The sequence below is a fragment of the Reyranella sp. GW821-FHT12G01 genome (assembly GCF_058806575.1).
On sequence record NZ_JBXAPV010000002.1, the window covers coordinates 133,793 to 151,685 of the forward strand.

General features: G+C 66.9%; 17 protein-coding genes. 7 read left to right on the plus strand and 10 right to left on the minus strand.

Annotated features, from left to right (window positions below):
• Positions 1-7 precede the first annotated feature (7 nt).
• Positions 8-985, plus strand: coding sequence for a 2-hydroxyacid dehydrogenase (locus AC1RP5_RS20160; protein ID WP_493113658.1), 978 nt, complete (start codon positions 8-10; stop codon positions 983-985).
• On the opposite strand, the gene AC1RP5_RS20165 is transcribed toward AC1RP5_RS20160, so the two are convergent.
• Both AC1RP5_RS20165 and aspS read right to left on the minus strand, forming a co-directional pair.
• Entirely contained in the window at positions 945-1,427 is a 483-nt protein-coding gene (locus AC1RP5_RS20165; RefSeq protein ID WP_493113659.1) for a hypothetical protein, read from the minus strand. The genes AC1RP5_RS20160 and AC1RP5_RS20165 overlap by 41 nt on opposite strands.
• A gap of 142 nt (positions 1,428-1,569) precedes the next feature.
• Positions 1,570-3,375, minus strand: a complete 1,806-nt coding sequence (gene aspS, locus AC1RP5_RS20170) for an aspartate--tRNA ligase (RefSeq protein WP_493113661.1) — start codon at positions 3,373-3,375, stop codon at positions 1,570-1,572.
• Positions 3,376-3,500: 125 nt separating this feature from the next.
• Here aspS and rnd point away from each other — a divergent pair, with 125 nt between their 5' ends.
• A complete protein-coding gene (gene rnd / locus AC1RP5_RS20175) occupies positions 3,501-4,667 on the plus strand; it encodes a ribonuclease D (protein WP_493113663.1) in 1,167 nt (388 codons plus the stop codon).
• 152 nt (positions 4,668-4,819) lie between these two features.
• On the opposite strand, the gene AC1RP5_RS20180 is transcribed toward rnd, so the two are convergent.
• Entirely contained in the window at positions 4,820-6,325 is a 1,506-nt protein-coding gene (locus AC1RP5_RS20180; protein WP_493113665.1) for a Ppx/GppA phosphatase family protein, read from the minus strand.
• Positions 6,326-6,398: 73 nt separating this feature from the next.
• Positions 6,399-8,558 carry an RNA degradosome polyphosphate kinase gene (locus AC1RP5_RS20185; protein ID WP_493113667.1) on the minus strand — a complete coding sequence of 720 codons (2,160 nt, stop codon included), beginning with the start codon at positions 8,556-8,558 and terminating at the stop codon, positions 6,399-6,401.
• A 107-nt stretch (positions 8,559-8,665) separates the two neighbouring features.
• On the opposite strand from AC1RP5_RS20185, the gene AC1RP5_RS20190 reads away from it, so the two are divergent.
• A complete protein-coding gene (locus AC1RP5_RS20190; RefSeq protein ID WP_493113668.1) occupies positions 8,666-9,199 on the plus strand; it encodes a SixA phosphatase family protein in 534 nt (177 codons plus the stop codon).
• A gap of 4 nt (positions 9,200-9,203) precedes the next feature.
• On the opposite strand, the gene AC1RP5_RS20195 is transcribed toward AC1RP5_RS20190, so the two are convergent.
• From AC1RP5_RS20195 to AC1RP5_RS20215, 5 genes are read right to left on the minus strand one after another with little or no spacing between them, the layout of a single operon-like run.
• The gene (locus tag AC1RP5_RS20195) at positions 9,204-9,983 is read right to left on the minus strand and encodes an SDR family oxidoreductase (RefSeq protein ID WP_493113669.1); all 780 of its coding nucleotides are present in this window, start codon (positions 9,981-9,983) and stop codon (positions 9,204-9,206) included.
• Positions 9,984-9,998: 15 nt separating this feature from the next.
• Positions 9,999-10,457: a DUF2147 domain-containing protein gene (locus AC1RP5_RS20200; RefSeq protein ID WP_493113671.1), complete on the minus strand. Its 459-nt coding sequence runs from the start codon at positions 10,455-10,457 to the stop codon at positions 9,999-10,001.
• A 13-nt stretch (positions 10,458-10,470) separates the two neighbouring features.
• A complete protein-coding gene (locus AC1RP5_RS20205; RefSeq protein ID WP_493113673.1) occupies positions 10,471-11,154 on the minus strand; it encodes a P-loop NTPase family protein in 684 nt (227 codons plus the stop codon).
• Between the two features lie 8 nt (positions 11,155-11,162).
• On the minus strand, positions 11,163-12,245 hold the full coding sequence (locus AC1RP5_RS20210) for an AI-2E family transporter (protein WP_493113674.1): 1,083 nt from the start codon (positions 12,243-12,245) through the stop codon (positions 11,163-11,165).
• Positions 12,246-12,268: 23 nt separating this feature from the next.
• Positions 12,269-13,357 (minus strand): hypothetical protein, encoded by a 1,089-nt coding sequence (locus tag AC1RP5_RS20215; protein ID WP_493113676.1) that lies wholly within the window; start codon positions 13,355-13,357, stop codon positions 12,269-12,271.
• Between the two features lie 44 nt (positions 13,358-13,401).
• Between AC1RP5_RS20215 and purM the strand changes: the two genes are divergently transcribed.
• From purM to AC1RP5_RS20230, 3 genes are read left to right on the plus strand one after another with little or no spacing between them, the layout of a single operon-like run.
• Positions 13,402-14,508: a phosphoribosylformylglycinamidine cyclo-ligase gene (purM, locus tag AC1RP5_RS20220; protein WP_493113678.1), complete on the plus strand. Its 1,107-nt coding sequence runs from the start codon at positions 13,402-13,404 to the stop codon at positions 14,506-14,508.
• Positions 14,496-15,146: a phosphoribosylglycinamide formyltransferase gene (purN, locus tag AC1RP5_RS20225; protein ID WP_493113680.1), complete on the plus strand. Its 651-nt coding sequence runs from the start codon at positions 14,496-14,498 to the stop codon at positions 15,144-15,146. Before purM ends, purN begins: the two co-directional genes overlap by 13 nt.
• Positions 15,147-15,187: 41 nt before the next feature.
• Positions 15,188-15,391, plus strand: coding sequence for an aa3-type cytochrome c oxidase subunit IV (locus AC1RP5_RS20230; protein ID WP_493113682.1), 204 nt, complete (start codon positions 15,188-15,190; stop codon positions 15,389-15,391).
• Positions 15,392-15,464: 73 nt separating this feature from the next.
• Here the strand turns inward: AC1RP5_RS20230 and ndk are convergent, their stop codons facing one another.
• Positions 15,465-15,887, minus strand: coding sequence for a nucleoside-diphosphate kinase (gene ndk, locus AC1RP5_RS20235; RefSeq protein ID WP_493113683.1), 423 nt, complete (start codon positions 15,885-15,887; stop codon positions 15,465-15,467).
• Positions 15,888-16,013: 126 nt separating this feature from the next.
• Between ndk and AC1RP5_RS20240 the strand changes: the two genes are divergently transcribed.
• Positions 16,014-17,891, plus strand: a complete 1,878-nt coding sequence (locus AC1RP5_RS20240; protein ID WP_493113685.1) for an ATP-binding cassette domain-containing protein — start codon at positions 16,014-16,016, stop codon at positions 17,889-17,891.
• Positions 17,892-17,893: the final 2 nt, after the last annotated feature.

Sequence of the window (17,893 nt, forward strand, 5' to 3'; positions counted from 1 at the left end):
ATCGTCAATGACCAAAGGTAAGGCCAGGGTGTTCGCCACCCGTCACTTCCCGCCCGACGTCGAAGCCCGTCTCGCGGCGAACTTCGATGCGCAGCTCAACCCCGAGGATCGCCTCTACGACGGCCCGGCCCTGGCCAAGGCGACCGCCGGCTTCGACGGCATCATGTGCGCCGCGGGCGACGCGCTGAACGCCGAGACGATCGCGGCCCTCCCTGCCTCGGTCCGCATGATCGCCACCTTCTCGGTCGGCTACGAGCATGTCGACGTCGCCGCCGCCGCCAAGCGCAATATCGTGGTGAGCAACACGCCCGATGTGCTGACCGACGCCACCGCCGACATCACCCTGCTCTGCCTGCTTGGCGCCGCACGCCGGGCGCACGAGGGCGCGACCATGCTGCGCACCCACAACTGGGTGGGCTGGACGCCGACGCAGCTCATGGGCACGCACGTTACCGGCAAGAGACTTGGTATCCTCGGCATGGGCCGCATCGGCCAGGCGACGGCCGACCGGGCCCGCGCCTTCCGCATGCAGATCCACTATTCCAACCGCAGCCGGCTGGCGCCCGACCTCGAGAAAGGTGCGATCTTCCACGCCAATCCCGACGACATGCTGCCCCACTGCGACTTCCTGTCGATCAATGCGCCGATGACGCCCGCGACGCGCAAATGGGTGAACGCCGAGCGCATCGCCAAGCTGCCCAAGGGCGCCATCGTGGTGAACACCGCGCGCGGCGGCGTGGTCGACGATGAGGCACTGATCGCGGCGCTGAAGAGCGGCCATCTGGCCTCGGCCGGTCTCGACGTGTTCGACGGCGAGCCGCGGATGCACCAGGGCTACTACGACCTCGAGAACGCGTTCCTGCTGCCGCACATGGGCTCGGCCACGGTCGAGACCCGCAATGCGATGGGCTTCAAGGCGCTCGACAATCTCGAGGCTTTCCTGCTCAGGGGGCAGTCGCCGCCGGACCTCGTGAAGGCTTCTTAGCCGAACGCTGCTTCGCCTTGGCCTTCTTCGGCTTGGCGGGCGCGGCCGCGACGGCGGGCGCCGGCTGAGGCGCGGGCTCGACGCTGGCCGTCATCGGCGCCTCCGCTGCGGGAGGCGTCGCCGGCGCGGTCTTGTAGACTGCGGGATCCCAGCTCGCGGCAGGCGCATTCGCAGCCGGCCGCAGCGGCGCGGAATATTCGACGCCACTCTCCGATACCGAACGCTGCGGCTCGGTGTAATCGGTGTTGTAGGGATCCTTGCCGTCGGCCCGCTCGACGCACATCTGCCGGCCCTTGAAGGCCCGCCAGATCGCGCAATCCTGCTTGGTCACGACGGAGACGACATGATCGGTCGAGGTCTTGTCCGACGTCGCCAGCAAGCCGCCATCCGCCGCATAACTCGCCGCCGAAACGGCGACGGGCACACCGCAAGCGCCTGTCATCAGGGCCTGCCCCACCACGAGCGGCAGGACGAGGAAAACGGGGAGCTTAAATGAGCTCATAATCTTCTTTATAAAAAGACTATAACTCATTGAGCGTACTGAACCTTTCCGGTTCAGTCAATTTGCACTCCCCGTACCAGACCTAGTCCTTCTTGGGCGGCGGCAGACGCAACCCGATGTGCAGCTCGCGCAGCTTTTCGGCAGGCACCTCGGCCGGCGCATCCATCATCAGATCGACCGCCGACTGGTTCATCGGGAAGGTGATGATCTCGCGGATGTTGGGCTCGTCGGCCAGCAGCATGACGATGCGGTCGACGCCGGGAGCCGCGCCGCCGTGCGGCGGGGCGCCGAACTTGAAGGCGTTCAGCATGCCGCCGAAGCGCGCCTCGACCTCTTCGTTGCTATACCCGGCGATGCCGAAGGCCTTGTACATGATCTCCGGCTTGTGGTTCCGGATCGCACCCGAGCACAGCTCGATACCGTTGCAGACGATGTCGTACTGCCACGCCTTGATGGTCAGCGGATCCTGCGTCTCCAGCGCTTCGAGGCCGCCCTGGGGCATCGAGAACGGGTTATGGCTGAAGTCGATCTTCTTCAGCTTGTCGTCGTACTCGAACATCGGGAAGTCGACGACCCAGCACAGCGCGAACTGGTCCTCGTCGATCACGCCCAGCTCCTGGCCGATCTTGGTGCGGGCCTGGCCGGCGAACTTCCATGCCGTGTCGGCGGTGTCGGCCACGAAGAACACCGAATCGCCGTCCTCGGCGCCGGTGAGTTCCTTGAGCTTGGCGAGCCGCTCGTCGGCCACGAACTTGGCGATCGGGCCCTTCCCGGCCCCGGCCTCCAGCGTGATGTAACCCAGGCCCGGCTTGCCCTCGCCCTGCGCCCAGCTGTTCAGCTTGTCGAAGAAGCTGCGCGGCTGGCTGGCGGCCTTGGGCGCGCGGATGGCGCGGACGACGCCGCCCTTGGCGACGATGCCCGCGAACACCTTGAACTCCGAGCCGGCGAAGACCTCGCCCACCTCGAAGATGCGCAGCGGGTTGCGCAGATCGGGCTTGTCCGTGCCGAACGACAGCAGCGCCTCGGCGAACGGAATGCGCGGGAACGGGAAGGCCGAGACCTTGCGCGGCGCCTCGCGGTTGAACCCGGCGAACTCCCGGAACACGCCACCCAGCACCGGCTCGATCGCCTCGAACACGTCTTCCTGGGTGACGAAGCTCATCTCGAAGTCGAGCTGGTAGAACTCGCCCGGCGAACGGTCGGCGCGGGCATCCTCGTCGCGGAAGCACGGCGCGATCTGGAAGTAGCGGTCGAAGCCCGAGACCATCAGCAGCTGCTTGAACATCTGCGGCGCCTGCGGCAGCGCGTAGAACTTGCCGGGATGGATGCGGCTCGGCACCAGGTACGAGCGCGCGCCCTCGGGGCTGTCGGCGGTCAGGATCGGCGTCTGGAACTCGGTGAAGCCCTGGTCGATCATGCGGCGGCGCAGGCTGGCGATCACCTGGCTGCGCAGCATGATGTTCTTGTGCAGCTTGTCCTTGCGCAGGTCGAGGAAGCGGTACTTGAGCCGCAGCTCCTCCGGCGTCGTGTCGTTCTCCTGGTAGACCGGGATCGGCAGCGGATCGGCCATCGACTGCACGACCAACTCGGCGGCATCCAGCTCGACGGCGCCGGTCGCCAGCTTGGCGTTCACGGTCGAGGGCTCGCGGGCGACCACCTTGCCGGTCACCGTGATGACGCTCTCGTTGCGCACGGCCTCGGCGGTCTTGAAGACCGGGCTCGAGACGTCCACCACCACCTGGGTCACGCCATAGTGATCGCGCAGGTCGATGAACAGCAGATTGCCGTGGTCGCGCTTGCGTTGCACCCAGCCTGAAAGACGGGCCTGCTGGCCGACATGCTCTGGCCGCAGCTGGCCGCACGTATGGGTTCGGTAGACTGAAGACATTACGTATTTTCCGGGTTTTGAGGCCCGGCAAAAGGCACCGAAAGCACAGCCAAGTCAAGGGAATGGCCGCTTTCCGTTCGCGGCAACTTTGCCGAAGCCGCCGCGAGGTCTATAGATCGTCCCCAATGAAGCTCATCACAACGACCGACGAGTTGGCGGCGTTCTGCAAGCCCCTCGCCGATACCGAGTTTGTTGCCGTCGACACCGAGTTCATGCGTGAGCGGACCTATTGGCCCAAGCTCTGCCTGGCCCAGGTCGCCGGCCCCGAAGATGCGGCCGCGATCGACACGCTGGCCGAAGGCATCGACCTCGCCCCGCTCGACGAGTTGATGCTCAACCCCAAGGTTCTCAAGGTCTTTCATGCCGCCCGGCAGGACCTCGAAATCTTCTACCTGCGCCTCCAGAAGGTGCCGGGCCCCCTGTTCGATACCCAGGTCGCCGCCATGGTCTGCGGCCACGGCGAGGCCGCCTCCTACGAATCGCTGGCCACCCGGCTGGCCAAGGCCAAGATCGACAAGTCGAGCCGGTTCACCGACTGGAGCCGCCGGCCGCTCAGCGAACGGCAGATCACCTACGCCCTGTCCGACGTCACCCACCTCCGGGTCGTCTACGAGAAGCTGAAGAAGCAGCTCGACAAGACCGGCCGGTTCTCCTGGATCGCCGAGGAAATGGCGGTCCTGAACGATCCCGCGACCTACCGGGCCGACCCCGAGCAGGCCTGGCGCCGGCTGAAGCCGCGGGGCGCCTCCCCGAGGGTCATGGCGATCCTCAAGGAGGTCGCGGCTTGGCGTGAACGCACGGCCCAGCGCATCGACATTCCCCGCCAGCGCCTGCTGCGCGACGAGCAGCTGCTGGAGATCGCCAGCCACGCACCGAAGTCGATCGAGGAGCTGGCCGCCACCCGCGGCCTCGGCCGCGGCTTCGCCGAGGGCTGGCAGGGCCGTGAACTGATGGAAGCCATCGAGCGGGCCCGGGCGCTGCCGGAATCGGAGCTGCCGGTCCGCGACAAGGCCCCCGAGCAGATTCGCGCCCCCGGCGCCATCGTCGACCTGCTGCGCACCCTGCTGCGCCTGAAGGCCGAGCAGGCCGGCGTGGCCGGCCGCCTGGTCGCGAGCGCCGACGAACTCGACCGCCTCGCCGCCGGCAAGCGCGACATCGCGGCCCTGAAGGGCTGGCGGCAGGAAGTGTTCGGCGCTGACGCCGTCAACCTGATCGAGGGCCGGCTTGCCCTGGCTCTGGCCGGCGATCAGCCCAAGCTCATCCAGCTCCCGCCCGACTCGCAGGCGGATTAGGCAGATTCAAGCTCCTCCCCATTCGAATGGGGAGGTGTCGGCGTCTTGCGCCGACGGAGGGGTCAAGAGCTTCTTCTGATCGTTCTGCCTTCGGCGCTCCCGGACATCGCTTCGCGATGTCCTGACGCTTGCTGGCCAATGATCGTATCGGCCTAGGCCGACACGATCATTGGCCTGAGTTCGAAAGCCTGCGCCGCCGCCTCGAGGCGACGCGCGGTGACGTCGCCGAGGCTGCGCTTGAGGGCCGTCGGCACCAGCAGGCGCAGTTCCCGGTCGGTCCGGCGAAGTTGCAGCTGGGGCAACAGGCCGGGCGCACCGCCGCTCAGATTGTAGGCCAGCCGCAGGCAGGCCCCGAGACGCTTGGCGAAGCTGCGCCCCTTGCTGTCGGTCAGGCGCAGTGCCGTGTCGATCATCGCGGCCTTGAGGTCGCTCTTGTAGCGATAGGTCAGCGCCATCGCGAGGATCGCCCGTTCGCGGTGCCCCATGCCGGGCGCCGGCAGGTGCAGCACGCGGAAATAGGCCTGGTCGGCGCGATAGTCGGGATGGTCGTCCCACGAGATGTCGCTCAGGTGGCAGGCCGCGGTCCGCAGGATGCGATCGCTCTCGCTTTCATCGGCAAACGCCGGCGTCAGCCAGTCGAAGATTTCCTGCGGCGACAAGTCGAAGCGTCGCCAGCCTTCGCCCTGCTCCTCGGCAAAGGCGATCAGCGGATGGGTCGCCCGCTCCGTCTCGCTGAGGCGCGAATAGTAGAAACCCTCGCGCAGGCCGAAGGCGGAGAACACCACGCTCTTCGGCTTCAGCGCGACCAGCAGCTTGTCGAGCGCCAGGCAGGCGAGCGGCAGCGTGTCGACACGCCGGCGCGACACGCCCGGCATCTTCTCCAGCGACTTGGCGCTCTGCACGGCGATCAGCCGCGCCACCGCGCGCGCTTCCTCGGCCGAGATCTCGTACTGATGGATGATGTGCAGCGGATAGCCCGCCTGCTCCATGTGCAAGCGTGCGAATGAGCGCCACGCACCGCCCACGGCATAGAAGGTCTTGCCCTGCTCCTCGCGCAGCCACGGAACGCTCTCGATCGCATCGGTGACGATCTTGCGCGGATCGCCCTTGCCCGAGGACATGAGGCGCAGCGGCCCCACCGGAAGCGTGCTGGAGGCGCCGAGGCGACCTTGGGCCAGCGACACGAGTTCGAGGCTGCCGCCGCCCAGATCGCCCATCACGCCGTCGGCATCGGGAATGCCGCAGATCACGCCATAGCCGGAGAAGCGCGCTTCGTCCTGGCCGCTCACCGTATGGGCGACGATGCCGGGCCGGCTCGCCAGCTTGCGCATGAAGTCCGCGCCGTCGGCGGCGTCGCGCACGGCGGCGGTCGCCAGCAGGTCGAGCGACGTGACCTTCATGTTGTGGGCGAGCGTGACGAAGCGATCGATGTTGGACAGCGCCATCTCGACGCCTTCGGGATTGAGACGCCCGGTGGCGTCGAGGCCGCGCGCGAGGCCGCACAGCACCTTCTCGTTGAAGACCGGCAACGGCGCACGGCTTGCGCGCTCGTAGACGACCAGGCGGATCGAGTTCGAGCCGACGTCGATGATGCCGACGCGGCCCTTTTCGAGAGGGGTACGCGCGGCGGAGGCGCCTGCGGTCGGATGGCCGTCCATGCGCGATCCGTCTAGCCGAAACCGCGAGGGATTACAGCGCCGGAATGGGCGCGACCCGACGCCGCTGGCGGTTTCAGGAGCTCAACACCAACCGTGGCACCGCGCCGCTCAGCTTCAGTGCGCTGCCGCGGCCCGAGAGCGACGGATTCGTCATGAAATAATGATGGGCAATGAAAGGTTCCTTGCCCGTCGGAGGCCGCCGATAGTTACCGTCTTGTGACAGCAGCCAGCTCTGGCCGTCGTCCTTCAGGTTGGCGACCATGATCTGGTCGAGGACCTGCTCGCGTACGGTCTGGTTCTCGACCGGGCACAGCAGCTCGACACGGCGATCGAGATTGCGCTGCATCCAGTCGGCCGAGGACAGGAAGACCTTGGCGTCGAGCGACGGCAGCGCCTTGCCGTTGCCGAAGCAGATGATGCGCGCATGCTCCAGGAAGCGGCCGATCATGCTCTTGACGCGGATATGCTCGCTGAGCCCCGGCACGCCGGGCCGCAGGCAGCAGATGCCGCGCACGACCAGGTCGATCTGCACGCCGGCCTGCGACGCCGTGTAGAGCCGGTCGATCAGCGCCGGGTCGACCAGGGAGTTGAGCTTGGCCCAGATCGCCGCCGGCTTCCCAGCCTTGGCATTGTCGATCTCGGCATCGATCAGGCTGTAGAGCGTCGGGCGCAGCGTCACCGGCGCGAAGGCGATCTTCTCCATTTGCTCGGGCCGCGCATAGCCGGTCATGTAGTTGAACAGGCGCGCGGCATCGCGGCACATCGCCGGATCGCAGGTGAAGAACGACAGGTCGGTGTAGATGCGCGCGGTGATCGGGTGATAGTTGCCGGTGCCGAAATGCACATAGGTGCGGATCGACTGCGCCTCGCGGCGCACCACCATCGAGACCTTGGCGTGCGTCTTGAGATCGATGAAGCCGTAGACGACCTGCACGCCCGCGCGCTCCAGGTCGCGTGCCCAGCGGATGTTGGCTTCCTCGTCGAAGCGCGCCTTGAGCTCGACCAGCGCCGACACGGTCTTCCCCGCTTCCGCGGCCGCGATCAGCTCCTTCACGATCGGCGAATCGGCACTGGTGCGATAGAGCGTCTGCTTGATCGCCACGACGGCCGGATCGCGCGCCGCCTGGCGCAGGAACTGCACCACGACGTCGAAGCTCTCGTAGGGATGATGGACGACGATGTCCTTGGCGCGGATCGCGGCGAAGCAGTCGCCGCCGAAGTCGCGGATGCGCTCGGGAAAGCGGGCATTGTAGGGCTCGAACTTGAGGTCGGCGCGGTCGTCGACGATCACCGCCTTCACGTCGACGATGTTCAACATGCGGTCGAGATGGAAGACGTGAACGGTCTGGGTCTGCTCGGGAATCTCGAGCTGGTCGAACAGGAAGTCGCGCAGCTCGGCGGGCATCGCGCTGTTGACCGAGATCGAGATGAGATCGCCGCGGCGGCGACGCTTCAGTGCGCTCTCGTAGAGCAGCACGAGATCCTCGGCCTCCTCGTTGATCTCGACGTCGCTGTCGCGGATCAGGCGGAAGAAGGCGCGCTCGATCACGTCGTAGCCCGGGAACAGGCGCGGCAGGTAGATGTCGATCAGGTCTTCGAGCGGCAGGAAGCGAATCTCGGCACCCGGCAGGCGGATGAAGCGATCGACCTGCGGCGGCAGCGGCAGCAGGGCCATCAGCGGCCGGCGATCGTCGCGGCGCTGCAGCTTCAGGATGGCCGAGAAGCCGCCATTGGGAATGAACGGAAACGGATGCGCGGGATCGATCGCCAGCGGCGTCAGGATCGGGAACACCTGGTCGATGAAGTAGGTATCGAGCCAATTACGCTCAGCGTCGGTGAGCTCGCCCGAATCGAGCACCGCGATCCCGGCTTCGCGCAGATCGTCCTGCAACGCGGCCCAGACGTCCTGTTGGTGGCCCATCAGCGCCGAGGCGCGGTCGCGAATAGCCGCGAGCTGCTCGCCCGGAGTCATGCCGTCGTCGCTCAGCAGCGTCGACCTCGTCTGGAGCATGTCGACCAGGCCCGCGACACGGACCATGTAGAATTCGTCGAGATTGGCCGCCGAGATCGACAGGAACCTCACCCGCTCCAGAAGCGGATGGCGCTTGTTGGTGGCTTCCTCGAGCACCCGCGTGTTGAACGCCAGCCAGGACAGTTCACGATTGATGAAGCGTCGGGGACTGTCGGCTGTTACTTCCAGCGAGGCCGGGTCGGCAGAGTTGAGCGCGTCCATGTGACCCCTGCGGGTACTCTCCCTGAGTTATTCACAGGACGGTAACGCCTCTACATGACCCTGTCATGGCAATTAACTAAACCATTGTTCCAAATAGGTTTATTGGAATGACCGGCGCAAAGACCATTCTCCTCCTGAGACATGCAAAATCGGCCTGGGATGCGCCGCACCAGATCGACCACGACCGGCCGCTGAACCGGCGCGGCGAGCGCGCGGCCAAGACGATGGCCGATCACATTGCCAGCCACAGCCTGCGTCCGGGCCTGATCCTGTGCTCCACGGCTATGCGGACGCGCCAGACGATGGCGCCTCTGGTGAAGGCGCTGGGCGAGCCCGCGCCGAAAATCCTGCTGGAGAGCGATCTCTATCTGGCTTCCGAGGAGGCTCTCCTGGAGCGCCTGCAGGCCGTGCCAGACGACATACAGACCGTGATGCTGATCGGTCACAACGACGGGATCGGCCAGCTCGCGGCCGCGCTCGCGGGGCATGGGCCCCCGCCCGCCCTCGAGCGTCTGCGGGAAAAGTATCCGACCGGCGCACTGGCGACGCTTCGCCTGCCGCCGGCTCCCTGGAGCAGCCTTGCTCCGGGGAGTTGCGAACTTCTGGCCTTCGTCCGGCCGCGCGACTTCGACGGTCGCTGACGGCTCAGTAAGTGCCGGGGTACTGGCCGCCATCCATCAGGATGTTCTGGCCGGTCATGTAGCCCGCGTGAACGCTGCACAGGAACGCGCACATCATGCCGAACTCCTCGGCGGTGCCGAAGCGGCCGGCCGGATGCGCCTTGGCGCCCGCTGCGTACTCTTCCTCGAAGCTGCGGCCGGCCTTCGCCGCGCGCGCCTTGGTCGTGCCGCGCAGGCGGTCGGTGTCGAACGGGCCCGGCAGCAGGCCGTTGATCGTGACGCCATGGCGGATCGTCGTGCGCGCCACGCCGGCCACGAAGCCGGTGAGGCCCGAGCGCGCGCCGTTGCTGAGGCCCAGAATGTCGATCGGCGCCTTCACCGAGCTCGAGGTGATGTTCACGATGCGCCCGAAGCCGCGCTTCATCATGCCGTCGACGCTCGCCTTGATGAACTCGATCGGCGTCAGCATGTTGGCGTCGAGCGCCTTGATCCAGTCCTCGCGGTTCCAGTCGCGGAAGTTGCCCGGCGGCGGGCCGCCCGCGTTGTTCACGATGATGTCGGGCTCGGGACAGGCGGCCAGCACCTGCTTGCGGCCCGCTTCGGTGGTGACGTCGACGGCGACCGCCGTGACCTTCACGCCGTACTTCTTGCGGATGGCTTCCGCCGTCGCCTCGAGCTCAGACTGGGTGCGCGCGTTGATCACGAGATCGACGCCCTCGCCCGCCAATGCCTCGGCGCAGCCGCGCCCCAGTCCCTTGCTCGCCGCGCAGACGATGGCCTTGCGGCCCTTGATGCCCATATCCATTTCGCGTTTCCCCCGTTAATTCACTCGTGTCCAAACCTGGGTCTTGCCGAACATCGTCGAGCCAACGTAGCCGCGCAACCGCAGCTTCCCGTCGGGCTGCAGCGTGATGTTGGCGCTATAAGTCTTGCCGTCCTCGCCGTTGTAGATCTTGCCGTCCTCGAACGTGTTGTCGGCCGTCTTCTTGAAACCCCAGATCAACGGCATGCCGATCACCTTGCGCGTGCGCAGCGAGGCGTTCTCGTTGCGATAGTCGGTGGCGGCATCGGGTGCGACGGGATTGCCGTCGGGCCCCTTGGGATTGATCAGGTTGGCGACATAGCCGCAGATCGGACCACTGGCGGCATCCGAGCATGGGCCGATCTTGATCTGGGCAAGGCCCGACTCCGAGAGCCAGGTGCCCATCACCGTTCCCTGCTGGGCCGAGGCCGCCGAGGCCACCAGGCTGAGCGCGAGCGCCGTCAAAATCGTCTTCATCGCTTTCTCCCTGTCACGATGCGCCAGCGAGATCCGCCAGCACATCCGCCGCAAGCCGGCGGTCAATTTCGCGTCGTTCCGTCAGTGCGCGCCGGTCGAGCGCCGCGACGACCAGGCGGGCCGCTTCCGCCGACCGCTCCATGTGCGCGACGAGATACTGCACGACGCCCGCGCCCGCGTGCAATTGCCTGTCGGCAAGCTGCTTCAGGATGATCGAGCCCAGCAATTCGTCGTCGGGCGATGCGACCGCAACCGCCGGCGCCGCACGCAGCCGCGAGGCGAGATCCGGCAAGGCGATCGACCAGCGGGCCGGCGGCTCAGGCGAGATCAGCAGAAGAAAGCCGCCGCGCTCGCGCATCAAATTGTAGAGATGGAAGAGACCGCGCTCGGGCGCGCGTTGCGCATCCTCAATCACGATGGCCGGTGAAGACGTCGCAAGGTCGGTGAGATCGGCAACGCTCTTGCCCTCCAGGTCGACGCCGCTCATGAGGACCGCGCCGCTGCGCACCGCCCAGATGCGACCGAGATGCGTCTTGCCGCATCCCGTCGGACCGTTCAGCGACAGCGCCGGCGCGGGCCAGTCGGGCCAGCGATCGATCCAGGCCAGCGCCTCGCGGTTTCCCTCGGCCACGACGAAGTCGTCCCGCAGGTAGGTCGGCGGCGGCAGCGCGAGATCCAGGACGAGCTGGTTTGCCATCGGCCGGCTCACGCCTGCGTGCCGCCGCGATACAACGCGCTCTCGCGATAGCGCGCCAGGAAGTGACGCACGACCACGCCGAGCACGGCGGCAACGGGAACAGCGATCAGCACCCCAGTGAACCCGAACAGCGAGCCGCCGGCCAGCAGCGCGAACATGATCCAGACTGGATGCAGGCCGACCCGGTCGCCGACCAGCTTGGGCGACAGGAAATTGCCTTCCAGCATCTGCCCCACCAGGAACACCGCCGCGACCTTGACCACGCCCATCCATTCCGGCGGGAACTGCGCCAGCGCCATGCCCAGCGCCATGACCGCGCCCACGAACGTGCCGACGAAGGGAATGAAGGAGATCGCACCCGCGATCAGGCCAATCACCAGGCCGAACTGCAATCCCACCAGCGTCAAGCCAATGCCGTAGAACGAGCCAAGCGCCAGGCAGACCAGTGCCTGGCCGCGCACATAGCCGGCGATGGCCGCATTCGATTCACGCGTGAGCTTGCGGATCGTGTCGGCGTGATCGAGCGGCAAGGCACTGTCGATCGCCGCCAGCACCTTCTCCCAGTCGCGCAGCAGATAGAACGTCACGACCGGCGTGATGAACAGCAGACCCAGCAGATTGATGATCGCGAAGCCGCGCTGTGCAAGAGCGCCCGCCAGTCCGCCGGCGAAGGCGAGCCCCTTGCCCGCCCATTGCGTCGCCTCGGACTGCAGGTCGTGCATGCTGAGAGGGTCGAGGCCGAGCCTGTCGCGCAGCGGCTCGATCAGCGGCTGGATGCGGCTCAGTGCCTTCATCAGGTATTGAGGCGCATTGGTGATCAGCGATTGGACCTGCCCGAACAGCGGCGGCAGGATCGCCATGATCACACCGACGCTGACGAGCACCGCGACGATCGTGACGACCGTGGTCGCCATGGCGCGCGACATGCGCGCCCGCTGCAGGCGCGCCACGACGGGGTCGAGGAAATAGGCCACGACCATGCCGACGACGAACGGCAGCAGGATGTCGTTCAGCAGCCACATCAACACCAGGAAGGTCGCGGCTGCCGCGACCCAGAAGATCCAGCGCCCCGTCGTGAGGGTCTGCCCCATCAATCAAACTCCCTGAGGTGCGCCTAGCGCGCCTGCAATTGCCACTGCCCCGCCTCCTGGGACAGGTTGAGCCCGACCTGAGCCAGCGTGCGCTGCAACTCTTCGGGCGATCCGAAATAGTCCAGGCGCAGCTCGGCGCGGTCGGATTCCAGGGTCTTCACCGTCACGGACTTCACGGCCGGGATGGTCCCGAGCCGCTGGCGGACCTGCACCCAGTCGCTGAGCGCGCGGATCGGCACCACGACGTCGAGCGCATCCTGCGAATCGCGGCGCACCGTGCCGATGCCGCGCCAGTCCTGGTCGGCCTTGCCATGGATCGCCTTCACCGCCGCCGGCAGATCGGCGGCGCTGGCGACGGGAACGCGCGGGATCTCGCTGCGCGCGCCGGTCTGGGTGTCGTAGCGCAGGCCGCCGACCGTGAGGCCGCCGCTGTTCTTGTCGCCCTCGACGGTGGCCACGATGATCGTCGGCGCCCGGTAGCGCTCATTCAACCTCGCCAGCGCGGAGACGTCGCCGACATAGGCCTGCTCCGCCGAGAGCGCGCCCTGGTCGGTCGGGTCGCCGCGCAGCACGGTGACCGGCACGGCGCTGCCGGCGCTGTCGAGCTGTTGCCAGGCCTGGCGCCAGGCGTTGTTGTCGTTGAGGGCTTCGACGCCCGCCGGACCCTTCCACAGCGGGATCACGAGGGCGGGCCGGGACACGGTTTCGACCACCTTGGCGCCCGCGCCGCCGAGATACGACTTCACCGCGTCGGGGGCGAAGACGACGTTCAGCGTGGCGATGTAGCGCCCGGGCGCCGAGCGCTCGCGCACGAATTCGACGCCGCGCACCATGTTTTCGAGCTGCGCATCGTCTACCTGCGGCAACCGTGCGCGATCCTCGGCCGAGACCATGCGGCTCACGAGGAGACCGAGCGCCCGGCGACGCGCTTCGCGGATCCCCTGCGCGCGGGCCTGCACGGCATCGGCGCCGGTGACGTCGACATCGACGCCCGTCACGTCGTAGCCGGTGCCACCGGGAGATTGGGCGGGAGACTGCGCCAGGGCGATATTGGCGGCGAGGACCGCCAGGAGCGCGGCAGCAATCGTGGAAAAGACGCGGCCTATCGGCATTGCGGGGGTCCGGTTTTTGGCTATGTTCGCGCACCCCTATTAGCATGAATGAGCTTGGCTTGAAGCCCGACGCCCCCGGCCACAATCGGCCCCCCCTCACCTACAAGGACGCCGGCGTCGACATCGACGCGGGCGACAACCTCGTCGAGCACATCAAGCCGCTGGCCAAGAGCACCAACCGGCCCGGCGTGATGGGCGGACTGGGCGGCTTCGGCGGGCTGTTCGACCTCAAGGCGGCGGGTTTCACCGATCCCATCCTGGTCTCCGGCACCGACGGCGTCGGCACCAAGCTCAAGGTCGCGATCGAGGCCGCCGTGCCCGACACGGTGGGCATCGACCTGGTGGCGATGTGCGTCAACGACATCGTGGTCCAGGGCGCCGAGGCGCTGTTCTTCCTCGACTACTATGCAAGCGGCCGCCTCGACGTCGATGTCGGCCGCCGCCTCGTCGCCGGCATCGCCGAGGGTTGCCGCCGCGCCGGTTGCGCGCTGGTCGGCGGCGAGACCGCCGAGATGCCCGGCATGTATGTCGACGGCGACTACGATCTCGCGGGCTTCACCGTCGGCGCCGCTGAGCGCAACGACCTGCTGCCGCGCCCCGACATCGCTGTCGGCGACGCGGTCCTCGGCATCGCGTCGAGCGGTCCGCATTCCAATGGCTATTCGCTGGTGCGTCGTATCGTCGAGCGCAGCGGGCTAAAGTATTCGGATCGCGCGCCCTTCGCCGACGCGACCCTGGGCGAGGCGCTGCTGGAGCCGACGCGCATCTATGTGAAGCAGCTCCTGCAGGTGATCCGCGGCACCGGCGCCATCAAGGGCCTGGCGCACATCACCGGCGGCGGCCTGCCCGGCAACGTGCCGCGCTGCCTGCCCGACGGGCTGCGCGCGCGCCTGGATGCCCGCACCTGGACGGCGCCGAGCGTCTTCAAATGGCTCCAGCAGGTCGGCCAGGTGCCGACCGACGATATGCTACGCACCTTCAACTGCGGGCTCGGCATGATCGTCGTCGTCGCGAAGGAAGATGCCGCGCGCGTCGCCGCGGCGCTGAAGGAGACCGGCGAGACGGTGAGCGAGATCGGCGTCATCGAGAAGGCGCCGACCGACGAAGCCGACTGCGTCGTCGACCACGCCGAAAGCCTATGGCGAAGCTGAGGGTCGGAGTTCTCATCTCCGGCCGCGGCAGCAACCTGGCTGCGCTGATCGCCGCGGCCAGGGCCGCCGACTATCCCGCCGAGATCGGCTGCGTCGTCAGCAACAAGGAAGATGCGGCCGGGCTCGCCATCGCGGCGGCCGCCGGCATCCCGACCTTCACCGTCTCCCACCGCGCCCATCCCGATCGTGAAAGTTTCGACCGCGCCGTTTCGGCCGAGCTCGAACGCCACGGCGTCGAACTGGTGGTGCTGGCGGGCTTCATGCGCATCTTCAGCCCGTGGTTCCCGACGCGCTGGGCCGATCGGCTGATCAACATCCACCCCTCCCTGCTGCCGGCCTTCAAGGGAATGCACGTGCAGCGGCAGGCGCTCGAGGCTGGCGTCAGGCTGAGCGGCTGCACCGCCCATCTGGTGACCCCCGATCTCGATTCCGGTCCCATCATCGCCCAAGCAGCTGTGCCGGTACTGGCAGACGATACCGAGGAAACGCTCTCTGCTCGCATCCTGCGGCAGGAGCATCGGCTCTATCCGCTGGTCGTGCGCTGGTTTGCCGAAGACCGGGTCAGCGTCGAAGGCGATCGCGTCGCGGTCCGGGGCATAGCATGCGACGCCATGCTGCTCTTTTCCCCTGAACCCTAGTCGGATATAAAATCGCCAACGATTTCAAACGGGGATGAGTTATGGCTGAAGCGCAGGACGACTATCCGGCCCACCTGGCGACCTACACGTCGTTCAACAAGCTGGTGACCTTCACGATCCTCTGGATCGTCCTGCTGCTGGTCTCCATGGCGGTCGGCCTCGTCGGCCACATGTCGCTGCTGGCCCTCGTCATGGGCATCGGCGGCTCGATCGCCCTCCTGATTGCCTTTGCCATCCTGAGCTGACGCTCCGGGGCAGACGCCCAAAAGAAAAGCGGCCCGCGAGGGCCGCTTTTTTCGTCTCTGGGATGCTTCGGCGTTAGCCGACGATCTCGCAGCCCGCGAAGAAGTACGCGATCTCGATGGCGGCGTTCTCGGCCGAGTCCGAGCCGTGCACCGAGTTGGCTTCGATCGACTCGGCGAAATCCTTGCGGATCGTGCCGGCGTCGGCGTTGGCCGGGTTGGTGGCGCCCATGATCTCGCGGTTCTTGGCGATGGCGTTCTCGCCTTCGAGGACCTGCACAACGACCGGACCGGAGGTCATGAACGTGCACAGCTCGCCGAAGAACGGACGGGCCTTGTGCACGCCGTAGAACTGCTCGGCCTGCTGGCGGCTCATGTGGATGCGCTTCTGGGCGACGATCCGCAGGCCCTTCTCCTCGAAGCGCGCATTGATCTTGCCGGTCAGGTTCCGGCGGGTCGCGTCCGGCTTGAGGATCGAGAAAGTACGTTCGACGGCCATGAATTCCCTCGTGCTGTCCGTGATTTCAGCGTGTGGGCGCGCCTTATAGACGCGACGTTTAGGCCGGGCAAGCGCGGCCAATCAGCTTGGTTTGCGGCCAAATCGCATGGTAAATGCCCGCCGCCCATGCTCCACATCAGCGACATCTCCTTCCGCCACGGCGAGCGTGTGCTCTTCGACCGCGCTTCCGCGGCCTTTTCCGACGGCTGGAAGGTCGGCCTCGTCGGCCGCAACGGCGCCGGCAAATCCACGCTTCTGCGCTTGATCCAGGGCCAGATCGAAGCCGACAGCGGCGAAATCAATCTGATGGGCCGCACCCGCGTGGGCTCCGTGCCGCAGGATCCGCCCGGCGGTGACATCGCCGTCATCGACGCGGTGCTGGCGGCCGACGTCGAGCGCAGCGCGCTCTTGGCCGAGGACGAGACCTGCCAGGACGGCGTGCGCCTGGCCGAAATCCATGCCCGGCTCGAGGAAATTGGCGCGGCCTCTGCGCCTTCGCGCGCCGCCTCGATCCTGAACGGCCTGGGCTTCGACAACGAGAAGCAGTCCCGCCCGTGCGGCGAGTTCTCCGGCGGCTGGCGCATGCGCGTGGCGCTGGCCGGCACGCTGTTCAGCGATCCCGACCTGCTGATCCTCGACGAACCGTCGAACCATCTCGACGTCGAAGCCATGATCTGGCTGACCGAGCATCTGAAGCGCTTCCGCAACACCGTGCTGATGGTCAGCCACGACCGCGACCTGCTGAACGACGTGTGCGACCACATCGTGCACATCGACCAGCAGAAGCTCGTCGCCTACACCGGCAACTACGACTTCTTCGAGCGCACGCGCGCCGAGCGCCTGGCCAACGACGCCGCGCAGCAGGCCAAGGTCGCAGCGCAGCGCAAGCACATGCAGGCCTTCGTCGACCGCTTCAAGGCCAAGGCCAGCAAGGCGCGCCAGGCACAGTCGCGCATGAAGATGATCGAGAAGCTCGGCCCCGTCGCGTCGGTGCCGATCGACGAACGCATCTCGTTCAACTTCCCCTCGCCCGAGATCCTCGCCTCTCCGATCGAGACGCTCGACCAGGTTTCCGTTGGCTATCCCGACGGGCCGCTGGTGCTGCGCAACCTTGACCTGCGCATCGACATGGAAGACCGCATCGCCCTGCTCGGCCAGAACGGCAACGGCAAGTCGACCTTCATCCGCCTGATCTCGCAGCGGCTGGAGCCGCGCGAGGGTTACCTCAAGAAGACCCCGAAGCTGCGCGTCGGCTACTTCTCGCAGGACCAGGAAGAGAGCCTCGACTTCGAGGCGACGCCGTTCGACCACATGGCCCGCGCGCTCGGGCCCGGCGCCGGCGAGGCCAAGGTCCGTGCCCAGCTCGGGCGCTTCGGCTTCTCGCGCGACCGCGCCAACCTCAAGGTCGGCGTCATGTCGGGTGGCGAGAAGACCCGCCTGCTGTTGGCGCTCGCCACCCGCACCGCGCCGCACATGCTGTTGCTCGACGAGCCGACCAACCATCTCGACATGGATGCGCGCGCCTCGCTGGTCGACGCCATCAACGACTTCGAGGGCGCCGTCGTGCTGGTGAGCCACGACACGCATCTGGTGAAGATGGTCGCCGACGCGCTCTGGGTCGTTCAGGGCGGCACGGTGAAGGCGTTCGACGGCGACATCGACGAGTACCAGGCCAAGCTCCTGAAGGAGCGCGGCACGCGTCCGGCCAAGGCCGAGAAGCCGGCCGACGCCGCCAGCAAGAAGGATCAGCGCAAGGCCAACGCCGACAACCGCAGCAACAAGGCGCCACTCAAGAAGGCCGTCGACAGCGCGGAGAAGATGCTGGCGCGCCTCACCGAGCAGCTGAATGGTGTCCTCGCCAAGCTCGGCGATCCGAAGATCTATTCCGGCCCCGGCAGCGTCGTGACCGACCTGCAGAAGGAAAAGGCCCGCCTCGAGCGCGAGGTCGAGAACGCCGAGAAGCGCTGGCTCAACGCCCAGGAAGCGCTGGAAGCTGCCGCCTGACG